23 protein-coding genes are annotated in these 23,020 nt (G+C 42.2%); 15 read left to right on the plus strand and 8 right to left on the minus strand.

The window, feature by feature from the left end; all coding sequences use genetic code 11:
- Positions 1–20: 20 nt before the first annotated feature.
- The 3 genes from NST25_RS05365 (at position 21) to NST25_RS05375 (ending at position 1,968) form a co-directional block, all read left to right on the plus strand.
- Positions 21–560, plus strand: a complete 540-nt coding sequence (locus NST25_RS05365; protein ID WP_076277891.1) for an RDD family protein — start codon at positions 21–23, stop codon at positions 558–560.
- Between the two features lie 117 nt (positions 561–677).
- Entirely contained in the window at positions 678–1,112 is a 435-nt protein-coding gene (locus NST25_RS05370; RefSeq protein WP_076129552.1) for a MarR family transcriptional regulator, read from the plus strand.
- Between the two features lie 46 nt (positions 1,113–1,158).
- The gene (locus NST25_RS05375; protein WP_076129551.1) at positions 1,159–1,968 is read left to right on the plus strand and encodes an SDR family oxidoreductase; all 810 of its coding nucleotides are present in this window, start codon (positions 1,159–1,161) and stop codon (positions 1,966–1,968) included.
- Between the two features lie 77 nt (positions 1,969–2,045).
- Here NST25_RS05375 and NST25_RS05380 read toward each other — a convergent pair whose 3' ends face one another.
- Genes NST25_RS05380 through NST25_RS05390 form a run of 3 tightly spaced genes read right to left on the minus strand, consistent with a single transcriptional unit; the run spans position 2,046 to position 5,189 of the window.
- Entirely contained in the window at positions 2,046–4,337 is a 2,292-nt protein-coding gene (locus NST25_RS05380) for a carboxypeptidase-like regulatory domain-containing protein (RefSeq protein ID WP_340393438.1), read from the minus strand.
- Complete coding sequence (locus tag NST25_RS05385) at positions 4,327–4,665, minus strand: hypothetical protein (RefSeq protein WP_076129549.1); 339 nt, start codon at positions 4,663–4,665, stop codon at positions 4,327–4,329. Before NST25_RS05385 ends, NST25_RS05380 begins: the two co-directional genes overlap by 11 nt.
- The gene (locus tag NST25_RS05390) at positions 4,662–5,189 is read right to left on the minus strand and encodes a sigma-70 family RNA polymerase sigma factor (protein WP_254857114.1); all 528 of its coding nucleotides are present in this window, start codon (positions 5,187–5,189) and stop codon (positions 4,662–4,664) included. The genes NST25_RS05385 and NST25_RS05390 overlap by 4 nt, the downstream gene beginning before the upstream one ends.
- A gap of 552 nt (positions 5,190–5,741) precedes the next feature.
- On the opposite strand from NST25_RS05390, the gene NST25_RS05395 reads away from it, so the two are divergent.
- The 4 genes from NST25_RS05395 (at position 5,742) to NST25_RS05410 (ending at position 10,330) form a co-directional block, all read left to right on the plus strand.
- Positions 5,742–6,446 carry a YjgB family protein gene (locus NST25_RS05395; protein ID WP_076305344.1) on the plus strand — a complete coding sequence of 235 codons (705 nt, stop codon included), beginning with the start codon at positions 5,742–5,744 and terminating at the stop codon, positions 6,444–6,446.
- 148 nt (positions 6,447–6,594) lie between these two features.
- Positions 6,595–7,746 (plus strand): winged helix-turn-helix domain-containing protein, encoded by a 1,152-nt coding sequence (locus NST25_RS05400; protein WP_340393439.1) that lies wholly within the window; start codon positions 6,595–6,597, stop codon positions 7,744–7,746.
- Positions 7,747–7,820: 74 nt separating this feature from the next.
- The gene (locus NST25_RS05405; RefSeq protein ID WP_340393440.1) at positions 7,821–9,122 is read left to right on the plus strand and encodes an MFS transporter; all 1,302 of its coding nucleotides are present in this window, start codon (positions 7,821–7,823) and stop codon (positions 9,120–9,122) included.
- A gap of 641 nt (positions 9,123–9,763) precedes the next feature.
- Positions 9,764–10,330 (plus strand): histidine phosphatase family protein, encoded by a 567-nt coding sequence (locus NST25_RS05410; protein WP_339171836.1) that lies wholly within the window; start codon positions 9,764–9,766, stop codon positions 10,328–10,330.
- A gap of 894 nt (positions 10,331–11,224) precedes the next feature.
- On the opposite strand, the gene NST25_RS05415 is transcribed toward NST25_RS05410, so the two are convergent.
- The 5 genes from NST25_RS05415 to NST25_RS05435 form a co-directional block, all read right to left on the minus strand.
- Positions 11,225–12,007, minus strand: coding sequence for a TatD family hydrolase (locus tag NST25_RS05415; protein WP_340393441.1), 783 nt, complete (start codon positions 12,005–12,007; stop codon positions 11,225–11,227).
- Entirely contained in the window at positions 12,004–13,137 is a 1,134-nt protein-coding gene (locus tag NST25_RS05420) for a copper amine oxidase N-terminal domain-containing protein (protein WP_340393442.1), read from the minus strand. Before NST25_RS05420 ends, NST25_RS05415 begins: the two co-directional genes overlap by 4 nt.
- Before the next feature lie 103 nt (positions 13,138–13,240).
- Positions 13,241–13,552 carry a hypothetical protein gene (locus NST25_RS05425; protein WP_076129542.1) on the minus strand — a complete coding sequence of 104 codons (312 nt, stop codon included), beginning with the start codon at positions 13,550–13,552 and terminating at the stop codon, positions 13,241–13,243.
- Positions 13,553–13,564: 12 nt separating this feature from the next.
- Positions 13,565–14,212: a hypothetical protein gene (locus tag NST25_RS05430; RefSeq protein ID WP_076129541.1), complete on the minus strand. Its 648-nt coding sequence runs from the start codon at positions 14,210–14,212 to the stop codon at positions 13,565–13,567.
- A gap of 171 nt (positions 14,213–14,383) precedes the next feature.
- A complete protein-coding gene (locus NST25_RS05435; RefSeq protein WP_076129540.1) occupies positions 14,384–14,803 on the minus strand; it encodes a MarR family transcriptional regulator in 420 nt (139 codons plus the stop codon).
- A 218-nt stretch (positions 14,804–15,021) separates the two neighbouring features.
- Here NST25_RS05435 and NST25_RS05440 point away from each other — a divergent pair, with 218 nt between their 5' ends.
- The 8 genes from NST25_RS05440 (at position 15,022) to NST25_RS05475 (ending at position 22,968) form a co-directional block, all read left to right on the plus strand.
- Positions 15,022–15,588, plus strand: coding sequence for a sigma-70 family RNA polymerase sigma factor (locus tag NST25_RS05440; protein ID WP_340393443.1), 567 nt, complete (start codon positions 15,022–15,024; stop codon positions 15,586–15,588).
- On the plus strand, positions 15,585–16,547 hold the full coding sequence (locus tag NST25_RS05445) for a DUF4367 domain-containing protein (protein WP_340393444.1): 963 nt from the start codon (positions 15,585–15,587) through the stop codon (positions 16,545–16,547). The genes NST25_RS05440 and NST25_RS05445 overlap by 4 nt, the downstream gene beginning before the upstream one ends.
- Before the next feature lie 569 nt (positions 16,548–17,116).
- Positions 17,117–17,704 carry a sigma-70 family RNA polymerase sigma factor gene (locus NST25_RS05450; protein ID WP_340393445.1) on the plus strand — a complete coding sequence of 196 codons (588 nt, stop codon included), beginning with the start codon at positions 17,117–17,119 and terminating at the stop codon, positions 17,702–17,704.
- The gene (locus NST25_RS05455) at positions 17,691–18,449 is read left to right on the plus strand and encodes a DUF3600 domain-containing protein (protein ID WP_076129536.1); all 759 of its coding nucleotides are present in this window, start codon (positions 17,691–17,693) and stop codon (positions 18,447–18,449) included. Before NST25_RS05450 ends, NST25_RS05455 begins: the two co-directional genes overlap by 14 nt.
- A gap of 255 nt (positions 18,450–18,704) precedes the next feature.
- Positions 18,705–20,090: a helix-turn-helix transcriptional regulator gene (locus NST25_RS05460; RefSeq protein ID WP_076129535.1), complete on the plus strand. Its 1,386-nt coding sequence runs from the start codon at positions 18,705–18,707 to the stop codon at positions 20,088–20,090.
- A 147-nt stretch (positions 20,091–20,237) separates the two neighbouring features.
- Positions 20,238–20,411: an aspartyl-phosphate phosphatase Spo0E family protein gene (locus NST25_RS05465; protein WP_076129534.1), complete on the plus strand. Its 174-nt coding sequence runs from the start codon at positions 20,238–20,240 to the stop codon at positions 20,409–20,411.
- A gap of 256 nt (positions 20,412–20,667) precedes the next feature.
- The gene (locus NST25_RS05470; RefSeq protein WP_340393446.1) at positions 20,668–21,675 is read left to right on the plus strand and encodes a hypothetical protein; all 1,008 of its coding nucleotides are present in this window, start codon (positions 20,668–20,670) and stop codon (positions 21,673–21,675) included.
- 207 nt (positions 21,676–21,882) lie between these two features.
- Positions 21,883–22,968, plus strand: a complete 1,086-nt coding sequence (locus NST25_RS05475) for an outer membrane lipoprotein carrier protein LolA (protein ID WP_076129533.1) — start codon at positions 21,883–21,885, stop codon at positions 22,966–22,968.
- Positions 22,969–23,020: the final 52 nt, after the last annotated feature.

A 23,020-nucleotide genomic window follows, 5' to 3' on the forward strand; every position in this document is an offset into this window, starting at 1 on the left:
ATAGAGAGAGGAGTGCTTGCATGGATAACATTCTACCCGAGCATTTGGATCAGGAGAATTTTATAGGCTTTTGGAAAAGAGTGCTGGCTTCCATTCTTGATTTCTTGGTCATTGGAATACCTGGGGTTATCGTATACTGGATACTCAATTCATTAGCTGTTTCATTACACTCGGAGATACCTATTATCCTGGAGTACATTTTGTTTATCGCATTTGATATCTTTATGATCGTTAGATTTGGCGGAACTCCAGGGAAGCTGATTTTAAAAATAAAAATTGTCAATGAGCAAGGGAATTACCCTACAGTGAAGGAAGCTCTGATTCGAAATGTTTTCCGAATGATTAGTATGATTCTTTCAATGGTAATTGCGGTCAGCAGCTATGACTTTACCGTTATTTCCGCCAAATTATCCTTATGGTCGGATTTGGCTTTTGACCTCACTCAAATCCTGGGTCCAATCATGCTGGTGGATTACTTGTTGGTTGGATTACATCGCCGTAAACGTGCGATTCACGATTTGCTGGCTGGCACTTATGTTGTTGAGAAATCCGCAATTTGAAGAATGCTTTTCACCAAGCATTCTTTTTTTTAATATTAGATATTTTACTATTAAATATTTTAGTGTTAAAATACTTCTATAAGCAGCCGATCATCATGAATGCCAAAGGAGAACCTCTTGGAAAATCCAGATATTTTTAAGCTAATACATGCAGTTGAATTATTTACGAATGAAGTTATTGTCCGATGGATGAACGCATTTGATCACAATATTGGGATATCTCCAGTTCTAGTCTTGGGCGAATTGAATAAAAAAGGCCCCTTGAAGCAGACTATTTTGGCTAAGAGACTAGGATATACGCCGGGAGCAATGACTAACATTGCTAATCGACTAATTAAGCAGGAGATGGCCGAGCGAAAATATAACGAAGATGATCGACGGAATGTACTTCTATCTATCACGGACAAAGGAAAAGACGTTTTGAAGGAAGCACAGCTTAAGGGACAGGAGCTAAGAGCTGAAATGTTCCAAAAGCTCAATGAGGAGGAACTGCAGCAATTCTTGAAAATCTATGAGAAGTTGTTAACGAGCTTTGATAGCTCTGAAACATAAACCAAGTCATCTTAGAAGCACAATAACATTATAAAGGGGTATGAACATGGGAAGAGTTCAAGGTAAAGTTGCATTAGTAACTGGAGGCGCTTCAGGTATTGGCTTATCAGCTGCCACTCTATTAGCTAGAGAAGGAGCAAAGGTTGTTATTGCCGATTTTAATGTGGAAGCAGCCAAAGAAGCAGCATCTAAGATTAAAAATGAAGGCGGAGAAGCTGAAGGTCTTTTCTTAGATGCCTCCCAAGCGGATTCGATCAAGGAAGCTGTTGACTTCACAGTTGCTCAGTATGGCACCATCACAATATTGTTTAATAATGTAGGTCTAACTAATCTGCAAAAAGACCTTGATGTGGTCAATATAGATTTGGAAGAGTGGGATCGCCTGATGAACGTAAATACCAAAAGTGTTCTGTTAGGCAGCCGGTTTGCTATTCCTCATATGATTAAAGCGGGCGGAGGCTCGATCATTAACACAGCTTCGATGTCAGCATTCGCAGGGGATTCATTGCGTACTGCTTATGGCTCCTCTAAGGCAGCTGTTGTGAACCTTACTCGTTACATCGCTACACAATATGGTAAAGACAAAATCCGTTGTAACGGGGTGGCACCAGGGCTGATCCTAACACCTGCCGCTGCAAGAAATATGCCGCCAGCGGTATTGGATATTTTCCAAAAATTCAACGCGCTTCCTTATCACGGTGAAGCTGATGATATCGGCAATACGGTTTTGTTCCTGGCATCGGATGAATCCAAATTCATCACAGGCCAAACGATTGAAGTAGAGGGTGGCCACTATATGTCTAACCCAAGTATCACGGATTTCCAGAATTATATGATGGAAGCTAAATCTAAATAAAAGACTACGCGTAATTAAAAATCCGGTCCATGCTCGAATTTGTCGAGCGGGACCGGATTTTTGTTTATTTTAATGAATTAGCGTACCTCTAAAACCTCCTGCATAAAGGTCTTCAGAGCAGAGGGTTTGGCACTTGCAATCCATTGCTTCAGCACATCCGTCTGACCGTTCACGTACCATTCAAGCTTCTCTTTTAACTCTTGGTCAAAGACTTTAGGTTGATTCTTTTGTTCCGCTAACAGTTGTTTAATCATTCGTGGCCAGCGATACCCACTATGACCAAAGCTGAGTTCAGGATAACGCTCAGCAAGTGTCATTACCGAAGAGAGTGATTCACCAGCGTATAATTCTGCCGCCAAAAAGCTGCCAATAAAACGATGGCTATCATCATACTTTAGGGCGATCGCGAATTGTTTACGAGCTTCTTCCAGCTTCCCTTGTTGCATGAGTGCTGTGGCGTTAATAGAAAGTACATAACCGTTAGTATTGGATCGGTTTAGTTCGTTGTAGTAGGAATAATATTCGTTATACGACTTCCAGTCCGCATGGTCAAAATAGTACTGCGATAATGTGAAGGCGTAATTAGTAGAAGGCTGTAGTTGTATTAGCTTTTCGAGTAAAGGAATCGCCTTATCTTCTAATGTTGTATCCTTTGTGAGGGATGATTTTGCCAGCATCAACTTTACTAGCATGTGCAGGGCATGAACATCCTGTGGGTCATCGGCAATATTTTTTTGGTACATTTCTAGTGCCTGATCCGTTTTTTTATCCAGTAGTAGTTGGTCAGCCGTAGTAAGCTCTCTTTCCTTGAGATAAAAGAACGGCATATTGCCGACGGTGTCTTCGTTCAATCTGTAGCCATTACTGCGGGTAATCAGGCGTCCATCTGCATCTAAGGCTTCAATATTCCAAGAAAAGCGCACTTCGGGATTCATAAATCCGAGAAGGGAGAGGGGATCAATAGATTCCCAGCCATCTCCACTGCTGCCATAGGAAAAACCGCCGCCATCGTAAAGTTCTTCTACAGGAATGGAGATATGGTTATCTACAATACGATCCCGAATTTGTACGCCCAACACGGCCCCCTCCCCGCCACCGCTTAAACGATAGTAAGCTGCACCTTCAACAGCTTTCCAGCGGAAATCTATGGTCTTGCCTGTTAGGGTTTCCTGATTAATGGGAGACTGCAGCTCAAGCAGAGGTTGTAGAACTATGCTCTCATTCAACCTGTCATCTGGTTTAACTTCAATCCAATCGTCATATTGTACTGGCCAAGTCCAGCCGTCGATCTGATCATAGCCAAGTCCAAGCTGTAACTGATAAAAGCCCGGAATCACACCGTGAAATTCGAAACGTCCTTCAGTATCTGTGACGATTCGGTAGGGTTCAGCAGAAGTGATGCTATGGTTAACTTCGCTTTCAGCGCGGAGAAAAATACCAGCCCGCGGAACTGGGGTGCCATCGCTTCTTGTAAGGGTACCAGAGACGACAGCAGTTGAAGTATTTCCCATATCTATAGCAGACTGAATTGCGGTTCGAAGCGATTCCAGCTGTCTTTCAGTATCCGAAGTCCCAGCTTCTGGTGCTGCTGCTGATCCTGTATTGTCTCTGGAGCCTTCGTTCGAACTGCTGGTGGCAGCGTTCATTTGTTTATGAATATCCTGCCAGAATTTTTTGTAGCTCTCCAAGCCATCGTTTACTACGGCAAGTGCTTCCTGCGCTTCGCCTTTTGTAAAGAGTAAACGCCCGGTAAGCCATGCCTTTTGTGCGTTTAGCTCTTCCTGAGACTCGGATGGAAAGGGGGTTTGTTCAAGAATTGTTTCAGCGGTTGTTATATCGCCACTATTTAGGGCCCGCTCCGCTCGAAGGAGCTCCAGCTGTTTAGCTACAGAGGAGCTGCTGTTTAACGGTTTCGCTGCGGTGATTAGCGCTTGATCTCCATCTTCCTTTCGGCCAAGAGCATCATATTCATAAGCTAACTGCTTAGCCGCAAATATACGTGTATTATCCGAAGGCCCCTCAAGGATATATTCCTCAAGTAAAGGTACTATGTCCTCCGGTAACAAACCGGAACGCTGGGTTTCATCATTACTCCACTGGCTCATCGAAGGGCTAACATTAACGTCATATCTGTAGGGATCATAGCTGTGATCCTTATCAAGGATGTTTGTGCGGATTAGCTCCATACGTTTACTCCCGGTTGTGGATGCCAGCTTTTGCAGAAGATCAGTTCTAGCTATGTTAGATTGAATAGCTGTGCTCTGATCTATCTGCCTCTGTGAAGGTAAGAAGTTAAACAGAAGAATAAGCAGGGAGGCAGGGAGCAACACGAATAACACCAGATGTTTGATTTTTATCTTAATTCTCATGTTTTTTCACCGCCTGCTCGTAGATATCCTTCCAATACGTATTTCCTCCAGCTTCGATTAGTTCTCGGTTCGCACGCTGCGGGGTGTTTTGTTGTGGCTGTTGTTTAATCTCTGGCTGATGCAGGGTCAGCGAAACGATTAGAATAATGGCACCGATCGCACCTATAGGTTTGACAGGGATCTCAATTTCCTTATTCCACAGCGCCAATAAACGGGCTCCAAAGGTTGGAGGGTGAGTCTGCTTAATGACCCGGTCGTGTCCAGTGAACTGGAGGTTTTTTAATTCTTCATCAAGCTGCTTTTTGACCACATCGCGTTCTGTATTCATAAGAAATGTCCCTCCTTCACCAAAATCTTTTTTAAGAGCGTCCGGCCTCTGGCGAGTCTGGATTTGATCGTATTTTCAGATGTATTTAATTGCTCGGAAATTTCCCGGATGCTCATCTCATGAAAGTAATATAAAGTTAGACATTCCCGGTATAGATAATCGAGATTTTTCAGGGACTCGGTGAGCCTGACATTATGCCATTCCACCATAAAAAGCTCTTCTGCTCCGGCTGTGAAGTCAGCATCCCCGTTGGTTTGCAGCTCTGACCCTCCCGCCGGGAAAATATTACGCCAGCTCCAAGTCCGTTGCCTCATGCGGCAGCGATTGACCACTATCCGTATCAGCCATGCCTTCAGCCGGTCCGGCTCCTGTAACTGACTCATTTTGGTATAAGCTTGAATAAAAGTATCTTGTACCGCTTCTTCGGCACTTTGTCTATCTTTAAGCAGTAAAGAAGCGGTTCGCAGCAGCATATCTCCATATTCGTCCATTAACAGGCGGAGAGCTGACTCATCTTTTGCCACAATTCTCTCTATAATATTCAGATGCAGCTCCCCTCCCTTTACTAATAAGATGCGGCTTGGAGGATTAAGGTTGCGTTTGAATGGAAAATTCTTCAACAAATGTCGCATTACAGTTCGTGTACTCAGAAGGACGCAGGAACGCCGGATATGGGTTTACTGTTGGAATCTATTGCACAGAATGCAATGGATTGCTTTTTAAGCAGGATGATCTCCTTTCTATTGTACGTTCTGCAATGAAACCTTCGAGGCAGGGAATGACGTCTAAGGTCATATGGTTCATGAGTTTATGAGCTTATGAGTTCACGAGTTTATAGTTAAATGGAGTTATGTGGAGATTTTAAAAGAGAAACTTACTTGAGTTAGGTGTCGGAAAAAAGGGTTTTATGTAGAAAAATAGAGTGTGTATGAATTTATATTTGTAGATATGGGTAAAAGAGGGTTGGCCAGAAAAATTGCCGCTATCCTGCAACTATTTGATTTTCACCTCGTCTGTATGTTCAGTTTCATTTTTTGCAAGTCGACTTTAAGGTAATCCACTAAGGAGATGACATCATGTCAGTACAGATAAAATTAATAGCAGGCTCTATCCTGCTCACAGGAATGATTGGGCTTGCTGGATGCAGTTCGAATAATGAGGCGGGGAATTCAGAATCCCAGGCAACGGCGCCAACAGAAACGGCTGTAACAGCAACCTCTGAGCCGGAAGTTAGTCCAGCAAGCACCCCAGCAGCAACTGCACCAGAAACTGCACCAGAAACTGCACCAGCAGCGACTTCCTCCCCTACGGAGACTGATAAAGATTCAACCAGCTCAAATTCACAAAATAGCGACAAACAGCTTAAAGAGTTATTCGAGCTTGCCAAAAAAGGGAAGGTGCCTGGTGTAAAATATGCCGCTCATACCGGACTCATTGATGAGGTCGAAGCGGATTGGGGCAAACCTGATCAACAAGAGTCAGCGGGAAAAGGTATTTATGCTACCTACACTGACAGACATGTCGTGTTTGGATTTAATAAAGGAAGTTTAATCTTCGATGTTCGTTCAAGTGATTCCGCGCTGCAAAAGCTGACGCTGAAGCAAATTGAGGCAACACTCGGTAAGCCTGACGATACCAAAGTGAACGGAGAGGATAAGATTTACACCTATCAAGCCAATGACCAATACCAGCTGAAATTTATTATTCCAAGCTCGACCGGTACAGTAGATCACATATCCGTATTTAGTGAACAGGATTCTTTTAACAATATGGCTGGGTAAGTGGCATGGGTTAGAAGAGGAGAGAGCAATCATGCAGAGGAATCTGTGGGTTGCTCTTTTTGTATGTTCTTTTTTGAGGTGGAGTAGGCCTTGGACGGACTGTTATAATGAAACCAATGAGCGGGTTCGGGGAAAGTGAGGTTCTGTCATGCAGCTGGAAATAAATGAAAGTGAATATAAAGTGACCGCAGAAGGGATAACGATAGAATTATTCCCAAAAGAATTTACGCTTTTTCAGTTCTTGTACAAAAATAGAGGGCGTACATTCAGTCGAGAACAACTATTGGATAAAGTATGGCCGCTTGAATATCCGGTAGAGCGAACGGTAGATGATCATATTTATCGGCTTCGTAAAAAGCTAGGCAAGCTTCAAGACTTAGATATTAAGACTGTTCGGGGATTTGGTTATAGTCTGACTATGCAGGAGCCCTCAGCTGCTATGGCCAATCCGACTACATATGACTTAGAGATGCAAAAGACGATGCGGGAAGTATTCAAGAAATATCACCTATATGGCCAAGGTCGCTCGATGTTAATCCTCGCACGCCAACAGGATGTTTTGGGGTATGCGATGGATCCGTTTTATTCGATCTATATTCATTTTGTACAGGGAGATTTGGATTGGCTGCTGAACACAACCGAGGTGGGGATAGAGGAACGGTTTTATTCCTTATTAATCTGTTATGTTCTATTGGGTGATCCTAAGAAAAAACTAGAGTTCTGCGAGTTAGTCCTTGAGAAAAAGATTCTTTTGCCGCCTCAGCATCGAGAAGTGGAGATCCTTAATATTCTGGATTTGTACATACTGGCTGGGCAACCGGAAAAAGCATTGGAACGACTAAAGCTAACATATGAAGTGATTAAAGAGCCGGGGTATGAGAGTTTCATTCCTATTACGGCGACCTCAGAAATGCTTGCACACTTGTGGATGGGAACAGAAGATCACGTAATAGAACGGATGGCAACAGACATTGAAGCGCTTTTGCTGGAGAAACCTTATTTGCGTGAGATCGGCAGTTATAAAGTTGCAAGGGGCTTGTGGTTTCTGCGGCGCCAGTCTTGGCGTGAAGCCGAGCAACTGTTGGATGAGGCACTTCAGGTGCTTGAGATGTCAGGGTTCGTGCCGATGCGGATATATGCATTATACCGAATTGTTCACTATTGTAACCAATTTCCACCCAAGCCAGCTTTGTATCGCAAATATGTGAATTTATTTGAACGAGAGAAGGAAGAGCGGGGGTTCCATCGGTTAGAACAATCCTTGGATACCGTGCTTACGAACCTTGTGACCGCCCCCTGATAATTCTCTGACAATTCTCCATTACATTAAGGTCATGCTAATAAGTTCTTAATTGTAATTTGGAGGAATGTTTAATGAATGCTTCAACACAAGCAGGCACGAGCCTGCTTAAGAACAAGGTGTATATGCGTGTGTACAGCGCATTTGCGACAGCGACCTTTGGGGATTGGTTTGACGCCTTGGCGATTCAGGTACTCGTAGGGTACCGCTGGCAGGCCAGCCCGCTAATGCTGGCTTTGATTCCGGTCTCCATAGTTTTGCCGGGGATTTTGCTGGGTTCGTTCGCAGGGGTAGTGGCTGACCGACTGAACAAGCTGAAGCTGATGCGGATGTGTGATCTGCTTACGGCACTGTTAACCGTATTCGTATTATTTGCACCCAGTATGGTGTGGTTGCTCCCATTACTGATGTTGCGTGCTGCCATTTCTACGTTAAACGTGCCTGCTCAGCAGTCGATGACCCGTAGTATGGTTAGAGAAGACCAACTGCTCCAAGCTACCTCGCTTAATGGGCTTGTAAATCAAGGCTCAAAAATCGCAGGACCTTTACTGGGCGGTTTCGCGTTGTCTGTTCTTACGCCTCAGTGGTGTATATTGATCAATGCTTGTCTCAGAGGCTGCTCTTATTTGCTCTTACTTACCGTTAAAAACAGTGAGGCAGGACAAGTCAGCTCAGAAGGTAAAGGTGATCAAGAGGAGCGTGTTGCTCTCCGCACGATGTGGAAGGAAGGCTGGAGCTTTATGCTGCGCAGCAGACTGCTTCTAAACAGCATGCTGTTTGGTTTAGTTGGTGCGTTGGCCATTCAGATGATCGATTTCCAGTTCACTAGTCTATTCAGAATTATTGCACCTTCTGAGGAATCTATGCTGGGCTGGCTTGTTGCGGCAACAGGCGTGGGGGCTGTATTCATGATCATGGTCCTGAACAAATTGAACAGGGGAACAGGCTACGGCTGGAAGCTGGGTACGGGTTACGCGCTTATTGGTATATCGGTCGGAGGGCTGGGCCTGCTTCAGCCGGGAGTCTCCATCCTTACTGTATTGCTGCTAGGATTTTTATTGGGTCTCGGGAATGGAATGTTTATGATCACCTTCAATTATTGTCTGCAAAAAGAAACACCCCCGCACATGACAGGGCGTGTGTTCGGTATTCAGAGTACCATTCTTAGCGGTGTTATGATCGGCGCGCCACTCCTTGGCGGAGTGATGGTGCAGGTTGCTGGGCCTAGCCGTATCTTTTTGAATTTTGGCATCGTAATCGCTCTGATTGGTGTGCTGGGCATCGCATTCGGGCGCGTGCTGTGGCCTACGCAGAAAGAGAAGAGCGATAGCTCTGCGGAGCAGGCTAGGACGGTTGAGGTGATGGAGGGGGGCTAGGAGGTAGCACGCTAGTCTAGCTAGCTGGACTAGAAAGCTTGAGTGGGAGAGAGAATCTAGCCGATCTTTAGCGAGACTAGGAAGTTTGAGTGGCAGAGTCAATCTAGCGTGACTCCCTAGCCGATCCCTGGCGGGACTAGAAAGCTTGAGTGGCAAATACAACCTAGCGTGACTCCCTAGCATTTAGTTGCAGAATGTGCAGTTAAATTCCCTTTCAGCGATCGAACTGGGATTTAGTTGTACTTTGTGCAGTTATTATTTGATTTTCTCCCTTTTAGTCTAGGAATGATGATTTTTAGTTGCACAGAATACACTTATTTGCTCAGGAGTTCTCTTTTTACGCTTAATAGTTGTATATAGTGCAATTAAGAGTCTCCTTAGTCATAGTTGCCTTAATATGTGACTTCTCAGTGAGCGATTTCTCAATAAGTGACTTCTCAATAAGTATCTCCTTAATAAGTGACCTCTCAATAAGTTATTACTTTGTGATCTAAAGCAACTGCTGCACGAAACGTTATAAGTTACAATATTACCTAGCCCGATAGGACAGTTTCTCGTCCGTAAGGGCTTTTTTAGTGTGTAGAGGAGATTGGCTAGAACATTAGAATTTGTAGAGGTAAAGGAGGTAAAGGAGGGAAAGGATGGCTACTTTTATTTATATGGTGAGGCACGGTGAGTCGCCCAAACTGCCCGGAGGAACTGAAAGGACTCGCGGACTAACCGCGAAAGGGGAGGCAGATGCCCGCAAGATAACGGAAAAATTACGTCTGGAAGGAATTCAAGTCTTCTATTCAAGTCCATACCTTCGGGCTATACATACGATTTCCGGATTGGCGCAGGAGTTAGGAGCAGAGATTCAAAGTGTTGAAGATCTGAGGGAAATCCATTTCTCGGACGGAAATAAGATTATGTCTGATCAGGAGCTGTATCCATTACTTGCAAAAATGTTTGAAGAGCCGGATTTTGTCCCAGTTGGTGGGGAATCCATTCATGCGTGTCAGATGCGTTCAGTTAGTGTACTGGCAGAAATTCTTAGTAATCACAGCGGTCAAAAGGTTGCTATTGGAACTCACGGTGCAGTCATGACGCTTATGATGAACTATTTTGATGCCAAATATGATCTGAATTTTTTACTTCAAACCACAAAGCCGGATATTTATAAAATGGAGTTCACAGGCGGAACGTTAGTGGGTGTGGAGCGGTTATGATTATTGGGGGCTGCCTACAGGCACCTCGAGCATCATCAACCTGAGACTTACGGACCCAGATGACATTATTCGCAGATTATTAGCCTTTGGAGCAAGGTTTCGGACTCCAGCGTCGTTATACCTTAAAAATAACACCTTATTGGGTATTTTTTATACCAATAGCGACTCTGGGGTCCGTTCTCATCCCAAAAGTGGGGAATTGCTGCATATAAGGTCAGCTGTGTCCGATAGCAGCTTCACACGCGTAAATACGTACGTGAAATACATACATGTAAATGGGTACGTGTAACTACGTATAGGTAAATAAGCGCGTAAACTACGTACACGTAAATACGTACAGATAAATAAGTACGCGTAAACTACGTACACGTAACTATGTATAGGTATAAGTACGTGTAAATACGTGCAGGTATAAGTACGTGTAAATACGTTTGTGGAAATACGTGCAGGTATAAGTACGTGTAAATACGTTTGTGTAAATGCGTACAGGTATAAGTACGTGTAAATACGTTTGTGGAAATACGTGCATGTATAAGTACACGTAACTACATACGCGTAACTACATACGCGTAACTACGTACACGTAAATACATACGCAAAAATATGTACGCGAAAATATTACCGAATCAAACGAAAATGGGTAAGGGGATCTGGATTAAGTAAGGTCGACTTGTGACCAGTACTTCCACTATGAAAAATACGGATTCACAAGCTAAGTTGTGTTTATTCATAATGTTGGTCTGGCGTTAGGCTAGGCTAGCTAAGGCCCTGACTTTCATCTACTCCTAGAATAGATCTATCTATAAGCTATATATCTATCTATGAAGCTATAGATCTATCTATAATCTATAGTTCTATCTATAATCTATAGACCTATCAACAAGCATAAAGCATTTACAAGTTATAGAAATGCTTAGTATTCTCAGTCAGTAACTCTTCCGCTTCACCGGGAGTGTAACCATGGAGCGCTCCCCAAGCAGCGGCGACTTCCCGAATCATAGACGGATGGGTGATTTTCCCTGCAAAAGGTCCTTCGAACGGCCAAGGACCATCGGTTTCAGCCATGACTAGCTCTGGGGGATAAAGGCGGGCAAGCGCCTGTATCTCCGGCTCATACAGGATATCCGGGGTGAAGGAGATATAGTAGCCGTTCTTCATCATGCGGGCAATGGCTTCTTCCGGACCTTTGAACCAGTGGAAGTGGGCATGCTGTATGTTATGTTTCTCCAGGAGATCACAAGCAATAAGCGCATCTTCATAGACAGCATGCAGCACCACAGGTTTATTGAGATGGGAAGCTAACCCAAGCAACTGATCCAGCAGCTCAATATAGGGCTCCATATCAAAGGTTTCGCCCCGTTCTAAGGCTTCAGCACGCGAATAGTAAGGTAGCCCGATTTCCCCCACAGCAATATAATCCTCACTAGATTGACTTTCGATCCATTTCAGTAGAGCAGCCAGCTCAGCATCCTGCGGCAAGGGTTGCTCTGGATGAAAGCCATAAGCTGGACGGACCACGCCGGGATTTATGGCTGCAAGTCTTTGGGTGCGTATACAAGAGTTCAAGTTCATAGAGACAGCGATAAGGGCTTTAATTCCCATGTCAGGCAGTTCACTCAGTATTTGTTCGGCAACTTCAGGTTCATATTGCTCTAAATGTATATGGGCATCAATCATAACTGTTCGCCCTCCACGTAAGAAGCTAATTCCTCATGAACCTCAAAGCGAATAGAGTCGGGTTCCATTCCATCTTTTCCCGGTTTGTAGGCAAAAGTTAGTGTGCCAATACTCTCGAGAAATCCAATATAAACATTTGTTTCCGCCTTCAGCTTGCCCTCTTCCACTATGTAGTGAGTAACAGCACCAATGCCGGCTTGTTCGCCTAGATTGCCATCCTCAGCACGATCTGGATATCGCAAAGTCACCATGGATGGAGTTGAACCTTTAACTTGAATTTGAATCAGGGCGTCCCCTTTTTCATTAGAAATTTTTGACGTAACCAATACGGAGGCAGCTTTATCTGCAGAAGGGACAGTGACTTCTTCCCACTGGTTAGGCTTAATCACGTGAAGCTCTTGCATGGACATGCCCGTACCTGTTCCGAGCCACAGAATGACAATGACTTCTTCCTGCCCATCCTGATCGACGTCGGCATAATGAATCTCAGGAGGGTAACTTAGGAGTCTGGGTGCTTCCCAATCAAATGTATGCTTGTTACCGTTCACCTCTACAACAAATCCCTCATAGGTACCGCCATCTTTAAGGGCAGCATACAGCTTCACTTGGTCATTTTCTGTAGCAATAGCAAGAGGTTCGCTGGGTGTTCTGACGGTATTACTAACATCCCCTGATGTTATTAATACTTCAGTTCCAGCTGCATTCAGCTGCGCAGTGGCACCAGACAGAGAGTTTAAGGAATCGGCTGGAATATATAAAATACCGTTTCGTAAAATAGCTGGTCCTTCAAGTGAGGTTTGATAACCGTCAGCTTGCATATACTCATTGTCCGGCGTCAGAACATAACTGCTGCTTCCGTCAGAGATGGTTAAGGTCTTTAAGTTATTATCCCATTTTTGTTCTGAGGTGTAGTATTCCATTAATACTTTTGCAGGTACATAGACCTTATCATCTAGGAAAAAAGGGGAGAGGGTAGGAAGAACGGCTTCACCGTCGACGATTAGTTTCAGTGGTGCTGAAGTAGCTTGTGTTTGGTTAATAGCCATTGTTGTATCCATATCTATGGTTGCCGATGCTCCGCATCCGGCCAAAAAGAGCGTGATAGCTCCGATAGCGATGATTTTATTCATAATTACCTCCAGGATAAAGTCCAGTCCCCTTAAGTATAGAATAAAACAGCGCGTTGTAGGTCACTTTCTATTAACAAAGAGAATACAAGCTTGTTACAGTTCGCTAGTTTTTAATAAAATGCAGGCATCCACGCAATAAACGACGAGTGTAATAGAAAGAAATGAACAAAAGTAAGGAGAGGCAGAGACCGATTGGAAGGCTGAGAATGTTCGGTAAATCATAATCTGGAAAGGCATTTAGTCCTATTCCTTGGATGCCAACAATACCTAGTACACCACCGATAGGTGCAATGATTGCACAGACAACACTCCCCACGGCCCAGACACTAAGGATTGGTACACAGAATAAGATGATGGCTCCTTTGGCGATGTTTTTGAGCACAGTGGCTCCTGACAAATGAGTGCTTTTTTCCATGTAAACTCTCCTTTATGGGTTTAAAAATACAGTTCGGTCAACTTGCGACTTAAGATCCACCGTCAGACTTTTGCTATAGCGGATTTCCCCAATGGTACAACCCGGTCCGACGATGATTTCTTCACCGCACACAAGGTCAGCTGTCGTCCGGTATAACGTTATGTTAGTTCCTTCAATTGTTGTGCAGGTAAGTTTTCGAAAAGGGTGCATCAGCGCATTAATCAACTTGGAAGAGGGTTTAACGATAATGTTACCGTCAGCTCTCATAACCTCGACAGTGCTTCTATTGCCTAAACGGATCTCAATCGATGAATCTGCAGTTAGTCTGTTTATCTTCACAGCACCTTCAGCATAAAAAGTCCCCGCTGCAGCATTTTCTGCTACGGACATGTATCCAGAAGAGCGGAGATTATCTGCTTGGATATTTTGAACGCGCAGACTCCCTAGATTGTTTACCTGATTGGCCTTACAATTGCCCCCAATTGTACAGTCACCAGATACTTTGAGTTTAGAAGTCGAGACGCTCCCTTTGGTACTTAAGTGGCCAAACACATCAACCGTGACCGCATTAATATTCTCTCGAACAAACTGCGAACCTCTTACCTTCAAGGGTGGATCGATCATGTCAGTACGTTCATAAGTATTGTTATTATTGGACATTTACAGTACCGTCCTTCGAAGTATATTTTAATGATTAAAATATATATTCATTATAATATATAGTCAATATAATAATTTGGGAGTTAAAGCTAAAAAAACACTGCCGTCAGTTTCCTGACAGACAGTGTTTATAGAAAAGAGTATAGCTGATAAGGAGCAAAATGAAGGCTGTTAGTGCATCATTTGTTCCATCAATTTATTTATTTGTTCTAAAGTTCCGGAGATTTTATTCAGATCAGGGGTAGGAAATGCTTCAAATATTGTATGGATACGCTGATCACCTTGTTCTGTAAGGACAATATTGACAACTCTGCGGTCTTCTTTAGTCCGCACCCGTTCAATAAGTCCAGCTTCCTCAAGCTTATCGCACATGGAAGAAGCAGCTCCGGGTGTAACCACGAAGCGTTCAGAGATGTCAGTAATGTTCAAGCTTCCGGTAAGCCGGAGTTGAAACAGCAGCATGATCTGATTGTGAGTCAGGGTTTCCTTTTTAGTGATCATATCAATGAAAAACTGGGATTTCTGCTGCACATTTGCCATAGATTCCATGACCTTATGGATAGCATTTTGTTTCTCTTCCTTTGTGCTCATAACATTGCCTCGCTCCAATTTACTTTAGTTACTAAAATATATAGAAGCTATAATAAGCTTGTCAAGTTGCCGGGTTACTGTAGCTTGGTTAGAAAGACTGAAATTAGCGCTGGAACTCTTCTTTTTTTATATCTTGTAATGAAATTGGAAATGTATCGTATTAACTGATGAATTTACTTAGCTAAGTGAAAATGTGGTGGGAAAGGAGAGTTCGATTGATGCATGAGCGCGCATTGCTTCATCCTTTTGTAAAAGAGAATATACAGGAAAATGCTGACATAGATGTTTTGTTCACAACGATTTTTGAAACCTACTATAAAAGAATATTTAACTACATCGCTTACCGGGTTAGTTCTCTCTATACGGCTGAGGATCTGACAAGCCTCGTTTTTGAGAAAACGTTGGCGAAACTATCGACCTATTCTCAGGAAAAAGCTCCTTTAGAGGTATGGTTATTCGCCATTGCCAGAAACGTGGTCAATGATCATTACCGGAGTTTTAAAAGGAAAATTTTCTTTTCGCTGGATGCCGTCAAGGAACTGGTTTCTAGCAGGAAAGATCCGGAAAACTTGATCCTCCAGGGAGAACGTAGTGGAAGGCTTAACGAAGCCTTGAATACATTGAGCTCAAAGGAGCGGAATATTGTGGCTCTAAAATTTGGTGCTAATCTGAGAAATAGAGAGATTGCCCAGGTTACGGGAATTTCGGAGAGCAATATCGGTGTGATACTCTACCGGACTATGAAAAAGCTGAAGACTGAAATAGGGAGCGTGGAGCAGCTATGAACAGTAAAGACATACAGCAGAAGTTCTCAGCAGATTTAGATGAAAGTATATATGGAGCGGCAAATGATTTAAAGGGTGCTGGGGAGTACAAGGAGCTGCTGGAGCTAGGCAGGGTTCTGGCCCATAAAGATCTCAGCGAGGGCTCTGACAAAACAGCCATTCTGAATAAGGCACGGAGAAAGTATGCCGGCCAAAAGGAGGAGAAAGGATTGCATACAAAACATAGATTAAGACGTCCTGCTGTTATGCTGGCAACTTTGCTAGTGGTTAGCGTATTAAGTGTAACTTTTGTGCAGCCGTCATTTGCGCAGGAGCTGTTAATGAAAGTATTGCAAACGATAAACTTAGGCCATATTGTAGCCCATGAAGTAGAATTTTCTGCGGATTCCAACGTGATTCCGGATGACTTTAAGGGGAAGATTTTTGATAGCAAAGGAAATGCGCTTGTGACCCTCGACGCTGCTCAAAAGGCAGGTGATATCTACAATGCTGATGGGGAAAAAATCGTCGGAGTGGAAGACGGCAGACTGGTTACGCAATCTGAGAGGGATCAAGAGAAAGCGGAATTGCTGATCGAGAGGGATTCTAGCAAGCTAAACGAATATACGATTTTTGATGTGGGCTTACCGGCGTATTTACCAGAGGGTTATACCTTTGATCGTGCAGAGTTTTATAAGGATAGTAATGGTGATGTGATCCATAGCAAATATATTAATTTATATTTTGTTAATGAAGCTACCGATGAGATCATCTCGATGCAGCAGCGGCACGCGGATTCCGAAACGGCTTATGAGATGTCGACGGATGGCACCATCGAAAAAGTGAAGATTAACGGAGTTGATGCTGTATTGGTTAATGGAAAAGGGTTGGACTGGGAAGCCAATGAAGTGTTATACGGTGTAACATCAGCTAGCTTGGACAAGAATGATTTGATCAAAGTTGCTGAGTCTATCCGCTGACTGATTTTTTAGAAAAGATAGGCGGTTACTATTCCAGTATATACGGGTAAGGGGATGATCCATATGGATCTCCCCTTTTTCGTTTTATTGAGGGCACATGCAAACAACGATTGGGAGGATATAGCTGTACTTCGTACAACTATATTTCTGCGAAACAACGCTTCGATGGATATAATTGTATTTCGTACACTTATTTTCACGATTTACACCACTATAGGAAGTTTCTCTGCTTTTTAATTGTATAGAATACACTTAAAATCAGAGTAACCCCTTTTACATACGGAATAAGTGTACAGAATGCAGTTATCCCATAGATTTCGGCAGGGTCCGGCCAAAGCGGGTGTGAAAAGTTGAAGATCAGCTTCCACCGCCCATAATCTGTTCAAGCAAAGCCGGCGGTCATCCGCCGACTTCATCTACTCCAATAAGCCGCTGCAGAGTAAGAACACCAGGCAGCGATTCTCCAATAACCGGAAAATCGCTGCCTGGTTGTTTTTTTAAAATAAATCGAACGATTTATTCTCTATTTACCAATACATAGTGTAAGACCGAAGGAGGGATTGAGAGGGATGAAACATCCAAATGAATATTCTCAGCTCATTGCGCTTACGCTAGCCGGCAGCCGTGAAGCGTACAGTGAACTATATGAAGCAACGATTCGGGATGTGTATCAGACCGTTCATTTTCTCGTTCGCGAAACCTCCGATATGGATGATGTTGTTCAGGAGATTTATATTCAGATGCACCGGTCGCTTGAGCAATTTGACGTCAATCGTCCTTTTAGGCCTTGGCTTATGGGGCTGGTTATGCGGCAAATTCATGCCTATCGAAGAAAGAGATGGACGCATCTCCGAATGGTCAAAAAAGTAGAGCAGACTGATCTAAGGATGGAACCTGATTTCACTAGTGATGTTGTGGACAGGTTAGCTAACCGCCGTCTACTAGCAAGTGTTGATCGTCTTCCATTTAAGCTGAAGCAGGTGATTATTCTGCACTATTTAAATGAATATTCACAGGAAGAAAGTGCCGCGATACTGGGTATCCCTCTGGGTACGGTGAAATCCCGTATTCATGCTGCACTGCATAAGCTTCGTCAGAAGCCAGAAAATCATACTCTTTTTAAGGGAAAGGTGGAGGACCTGCATGAATTTCAATGAAGAGTTACGGACAGTTCTGCAGGAAGAGGCGAGAAATCTAAGTGCCCCACCGGAACTGAAGGAGCAAATACTAAATCAGACCGAGACTAGGTTAGGGGGAAGAAGAATGAAAAAATGGCTTGTAGCAAGCATTTTGGCGGCTGCATTATTAATTCCTACTGGAGCATATGCCGGATATAATTATTTGGCGGATACCCTGTATGGCTCACAAGCAACTGCTGCTACGATTGGAGTAACCCAGCAACAATATGACAGGCTTGAAGCCAAACTGCAGAGCGCAAAGCAAAGTTTTAACGAAGAGGAATTCACAAAATTGATGTCATTACTAGAGGAATTGGGAGCTTACAATCTGCAAATGGCCGATGCTGAAGGAGTCTTTCATCTGGAACAGTTAAGTGCGAAGGATCAAAAGGCATATAACGATTTACAGGTTGAGCTTAAACCTTATTTTGAGAAAATGAATGAAACGGAAATCCCTAAGGCAAAGTCGGCTGTCGTTGATCGTGATACTTTCTGGGATGGCTTGCTGGAAAAAGCAGAACAGAGGCTTACTAAAGAAGAGTTTGCGGAGATCGAACAATTAATAAATGAGTTGCAAAGCTATGATGCCAAGGTATTTGATGCAGATGGAAGTGTTCATATGGATCGGCTTTCGAAAGAGGAGATACAAAACCAAGAGAAGTTAATTGAAGCGCTCGGCCCTTATATAAATAAGCTGGACATGATGATTAAACCTAGTTCTTAGTTGAATTTAAATGCATGTATTGAATAACGATGGATAGAAGTAACATTAGAAAAGCCACCAGAAAAGGTCTAATACACCTTGTGTTCTGGTGGTTTTTTACATTCGGCTAATTTGTATTTTATACATCACTAATTGAATAAATGTATAATCAATTGAGTCAAAAAAAGTATTTGACCACTGGAATAATTAGACATATTATTATTTAAATACTATTGATCTATATATGAATCATGATGGCGAAAGGTGGCTTTGATCATGAAGCAGATGACCATTCGTGCAGAACTGGCGGACTACCTCAAGAAGAATGGAATAACAATTAATCAATTCGCAGAGGTATCTAAAGTAAATTCAGGCACGATTAGCAACATTATGAATGGGAATCGTCCTATAGCCATGCAGCAATTAGATCGGATTACAAAAGGTATGGGATTAGAGGAAGGCTGCTTTTACGATATGTATGTGGAGGAGTGTTTTATACATTCCAATCCCAATTGGAGACGTCTTCGACCTTTTCTATATCGCTGTGCTGAACTAGATAAGCTGGAATGTATAAGCCGGGTGATTGGAATCATGATGGACAGCCTATCTTATACACACCCGTTGTTTGATACAGCAGAAGATTTCTTTGCACAAGGGAAATATGAAGCTGCAGCGTTGTTATACCGGAGTGTGGCGGAGAGTGAGAAGTATCAGCATTCAGAGCGGCTGGCTTTTTGCCAATACAGATTGTTTACGATTGCTCTAGGGGGCGATCAGGATGTGAATTTGCGGGCAGCGGTGCAGTTTGAGGGCTTTGTAAATCGGCTTGATGAAGTTGATCAGCTTGACGCACTGAAGGTTCTGGCGAATACATATAGCGCTTTGAGGCATTGGGATAAGGTAATGGTAATGACTAAGGAATTGGGCAAAAAAGCATCCATTCAATATAATTATAATAATGAGCGAGCCAGAAAAAACGGGGTACAAAAGGAACCTGCAATGCCCTTATTTTCATATATTTTATATTCTTATGTGTTACGTTCAGTAGTTTACAGAGAGCTTGGAGATTATGATAGAGCATTGTATTATATCAACCTTTACATGGACATGAGCTGGATTCGTGAGGATACGGAGGAAGCTTTGCAACTTATGAATCAATGTATGGGTTGGGCGCAGGCTAATATTTTTTTGCTGAAAATTTTAAAAGGTGATGCAGCAATGCTTCCGGAATATGTGACCTATATTGAAGATAGAAAAGAAGAATCTCTTCCAGGCCTGTTCAAAATCCTTCAGGCAGCCAATCACTATGATTTTAATGTGGATGATATTCTTCAGCGGTTTGAGCCAGAAATATCAGATTTTAGAGATCAGCAGAGAAATCTTAAATGTTATAATCGACAAATTATCGAAGACAGATACACTTTTTTTATGGCTGAAATAGCATTGTATTATATAAGAAGAGGAAAATATGAGCTTAGTATAAAATATATAATGGATAGTTTAGAGAATTCTGTAAGGATTAATAACGAATCATGTATAATTAAGTGTGTCGGAATGTTTGAGCAGCTTCGGCATATTGCATCTTTAGAAACGCAGAAAGAGTACCAGAATCTGCTTAGAATCAATGAAAAGAAAAATTGCTTTGTTATTGACAGTGCTTAGTAGTGATAGTTTCATAGAAGATATCAATCAAGAGAGTTCCCTGATTAAATCTGGAATCGCTTTTTTTGAATTCTAGTAATGCACTTCAATGTAAAATTAAGAATTTGACATATACCTCTAGAATATTTCATTAGGGAGGTAGTGTTAATGAATGATCAGGAAATTATCCAAAAGAGAATAGAGGGTGCTAGAAACAAACTTTATTTGATGGAGAGGCAACATGGAGGGCTTTCGCATCCAAATGTGATCAGACAGTCCATGAGATTAGATGAATTAATTAATCAGTACAATAAAGCAGTACATAGTGATAACGAGAATTGAAGAGAATGGTTAAAACACCCTACATAATGATATTGCAACTTCTGATGAAGTATAGAGCCAGCGCTGTGCGCGGGCTTTTTGGCTTGAACTACAGGCGGCGACTAAATTAAGTTCTAAATTTGATTCTAAGTCGGTTGAAGGCTTCTTATTGATTTTTTTTGTACGAATAATTAATATTGCAAAACTTATTCAGTCATATTTTATTTTATTACAGGCTGCTACAATAATAAGTAACTTGTTTTTTAGGAGATGAGATATGGATTTTTTTATAAAAAACACTGCGTTATTATCTGCTTCTATAGCTGCTGGGGTAGGGCTACTGACACTTATTACAAATCTATTATTGACCTTGTCTAGAAGTAAATATGAAGAGACTAATAATTATCATAAAACTGTGACTGATAAGTTAGAAAAAGTATATAATCCTTTGATAAAAAAAACTAGAAGTAAAGAACTTCAGCGTTATTTAATAGATAGTGAAACTGAAACAATAATAGAGAAGTATGGTTATTTATTATCCTCTTCTTTATTTGAGGATTTTATGATATTACTAGAAATTGAACAATATCACAGAAGTTCAGAGAATATTTTTGATATAAGGAAGGAAGTTATAAATAAATTATCGATAGTTTCTACTCTAGAAAATTCCCGAAATATAGATTTAACTAATGAGCAGATTAATTTAAGACAGAAAATAATTAGGGATTTAGATCAAGAATTTAGAGAACTCAAGTCATACAATGAATCAAGCTTCAAGAAATATAAAAATAAAATGAGTAAGACATTGATCCAAGATATAAAAGAAAAAAGTATTATCACATTTATTTTTCTTAGTGTACCTACTTGGTTACGAGCTGCAATTTTTTTTTATTTAGAATGGATTCAGAGAAATTATAAAATTTCAGGAAATCCTTATAAAGATGGTATTTATTTTATTTATATTATTATTGTAATGTTGACAAGTATATTTGGATTGTCGTGGATCATTTTGAAAGTATTAGAGAAAATTAATAATAAACTAGGAAGGATAACGAATAAGTATACCTCACTAGACTATGTTCCAGAAACCGGGTTTTATTTTTGTAGAATCACTAAAGAGAATTTATTAAAAGAAAAGTACACACAATTCGGATATCCTCAATTATTAACTTTTACACAACGAGTACGTTTTTTATTTCATTCAAACTTTTGCTGGGAAAAATCAAAGGGAGAGACCAAAACTCCTGATACCGAAATAATACAAGAGAATTTTAATCCTATGTGAAAAGTTGAAGGGAAAGATACGACTTTAAACGATTAGAATTTTTATTTTTTTAAAAAGAATTCGCATCCGATGCGGATTCTTTTTCTATTAAGCAACTATTCCATACTCCAAGACCCACGCTTGTCATGCCCGTCTGCATATTGCGGCCAAGTCCCTCATAGACATGTACTAATCAATGCATTCAAAACAGGTTAAGGGGATGATGTCATGCGCCGGATAACATGGGTACTCGCGATCATTATGAGCGTGGCCCTGGTGATGACGGGGTGCGGGAAGAAGGATGCCGCTTCCGTAGTCAAGGATTTGAACAATGTAGCTGATAAGTTGGAAAGTAAGCAGGGAACGTACCAAGGTTCTGGCACAATGACCCTGTATACCGGGGAACAGCCGCAGGAGTATAAGGTAGAGGTATGGTACAAGAATCCTTCCTACTACCGGATCAGCTTGGCAAATGTTCAGAAGGATATTACGCAGATCGTACTTCGTAATGATGAGGGAGTATTCGTACTCACACCAAGTATGAATAAGAGCTTCCGCTTCCAAAGCGATTGGCCGGATGATCAAGGGCAGGTCTATCTGTATCAGACGTTGGTTCGTGGCATAGTTTCGGATAATAATCGCCAATTTGTGGAAGATGGGGATAACTATGTGTTCGAGGTAGCCGCGAATTATCAAAGCAATGCCCTTGTACGGCAAAAGATTTGGCTTGATAAAAAGACTTATGAACCTAAACAGGTTCAAGTCTCGGATTCTGAAGCGAAGGTAGTTGTAAACGTGAAGTTTGACACCTTCAAATTCGATACGGATTTCACCAAGGATTCTTTTGATATGGAAAAGAACATGGCCTCGGGTAAGTCCGCAGAGAGCACAGTAGCTGAGGTTGATGAGAATGGTAATCCAATTACAGCTCCTGAAGGCCAAGAACCGGCTGAGCAACCAGTGGCTGCAGAGCTTGGAGACTTTGGGATCATTGAACCTGATTATATTCCAGCTGGTGTAGAGTTTAAGGACTCGCATAAATTGGAGGGGAACAAAGACCATGCTGTTCTCATCCGATATGATGGGATTTATCAGTACACTATTATGGAATCCCGTCCACTGGACCGTGCGGTAGCACTGGCGCCTGGAACCCTGAAAGACCTTGGTTTTACATGGGGAGTTCTGAGTGGGGATGAGCAGCAGACATTGACTTGGATGTCTGAGGGAGTAGAGTACCGAATTACAAGTGCCAATCTTCCTGCTAATGAAATGATGCAAATTGCCGCTTCTATGGAGGCACAATCGGGTAAATAATAAAAAGTAGGCGGATACTGCGTTTTGTGGGATTCTTTCCTCTACAACGTAG

This window comes from Paenibacillus sp. FSL E2-0190 (assembly GCF_037992965.1).
In the GTDB taxonomy this organism is placed as follows: domain Bacteria; phylum Bacillota; class Bacilli; order Paenibacillales; family Paenibacillaceae; genus Paenibacillus_AQ; species Paenibacillus_AQ odorifer.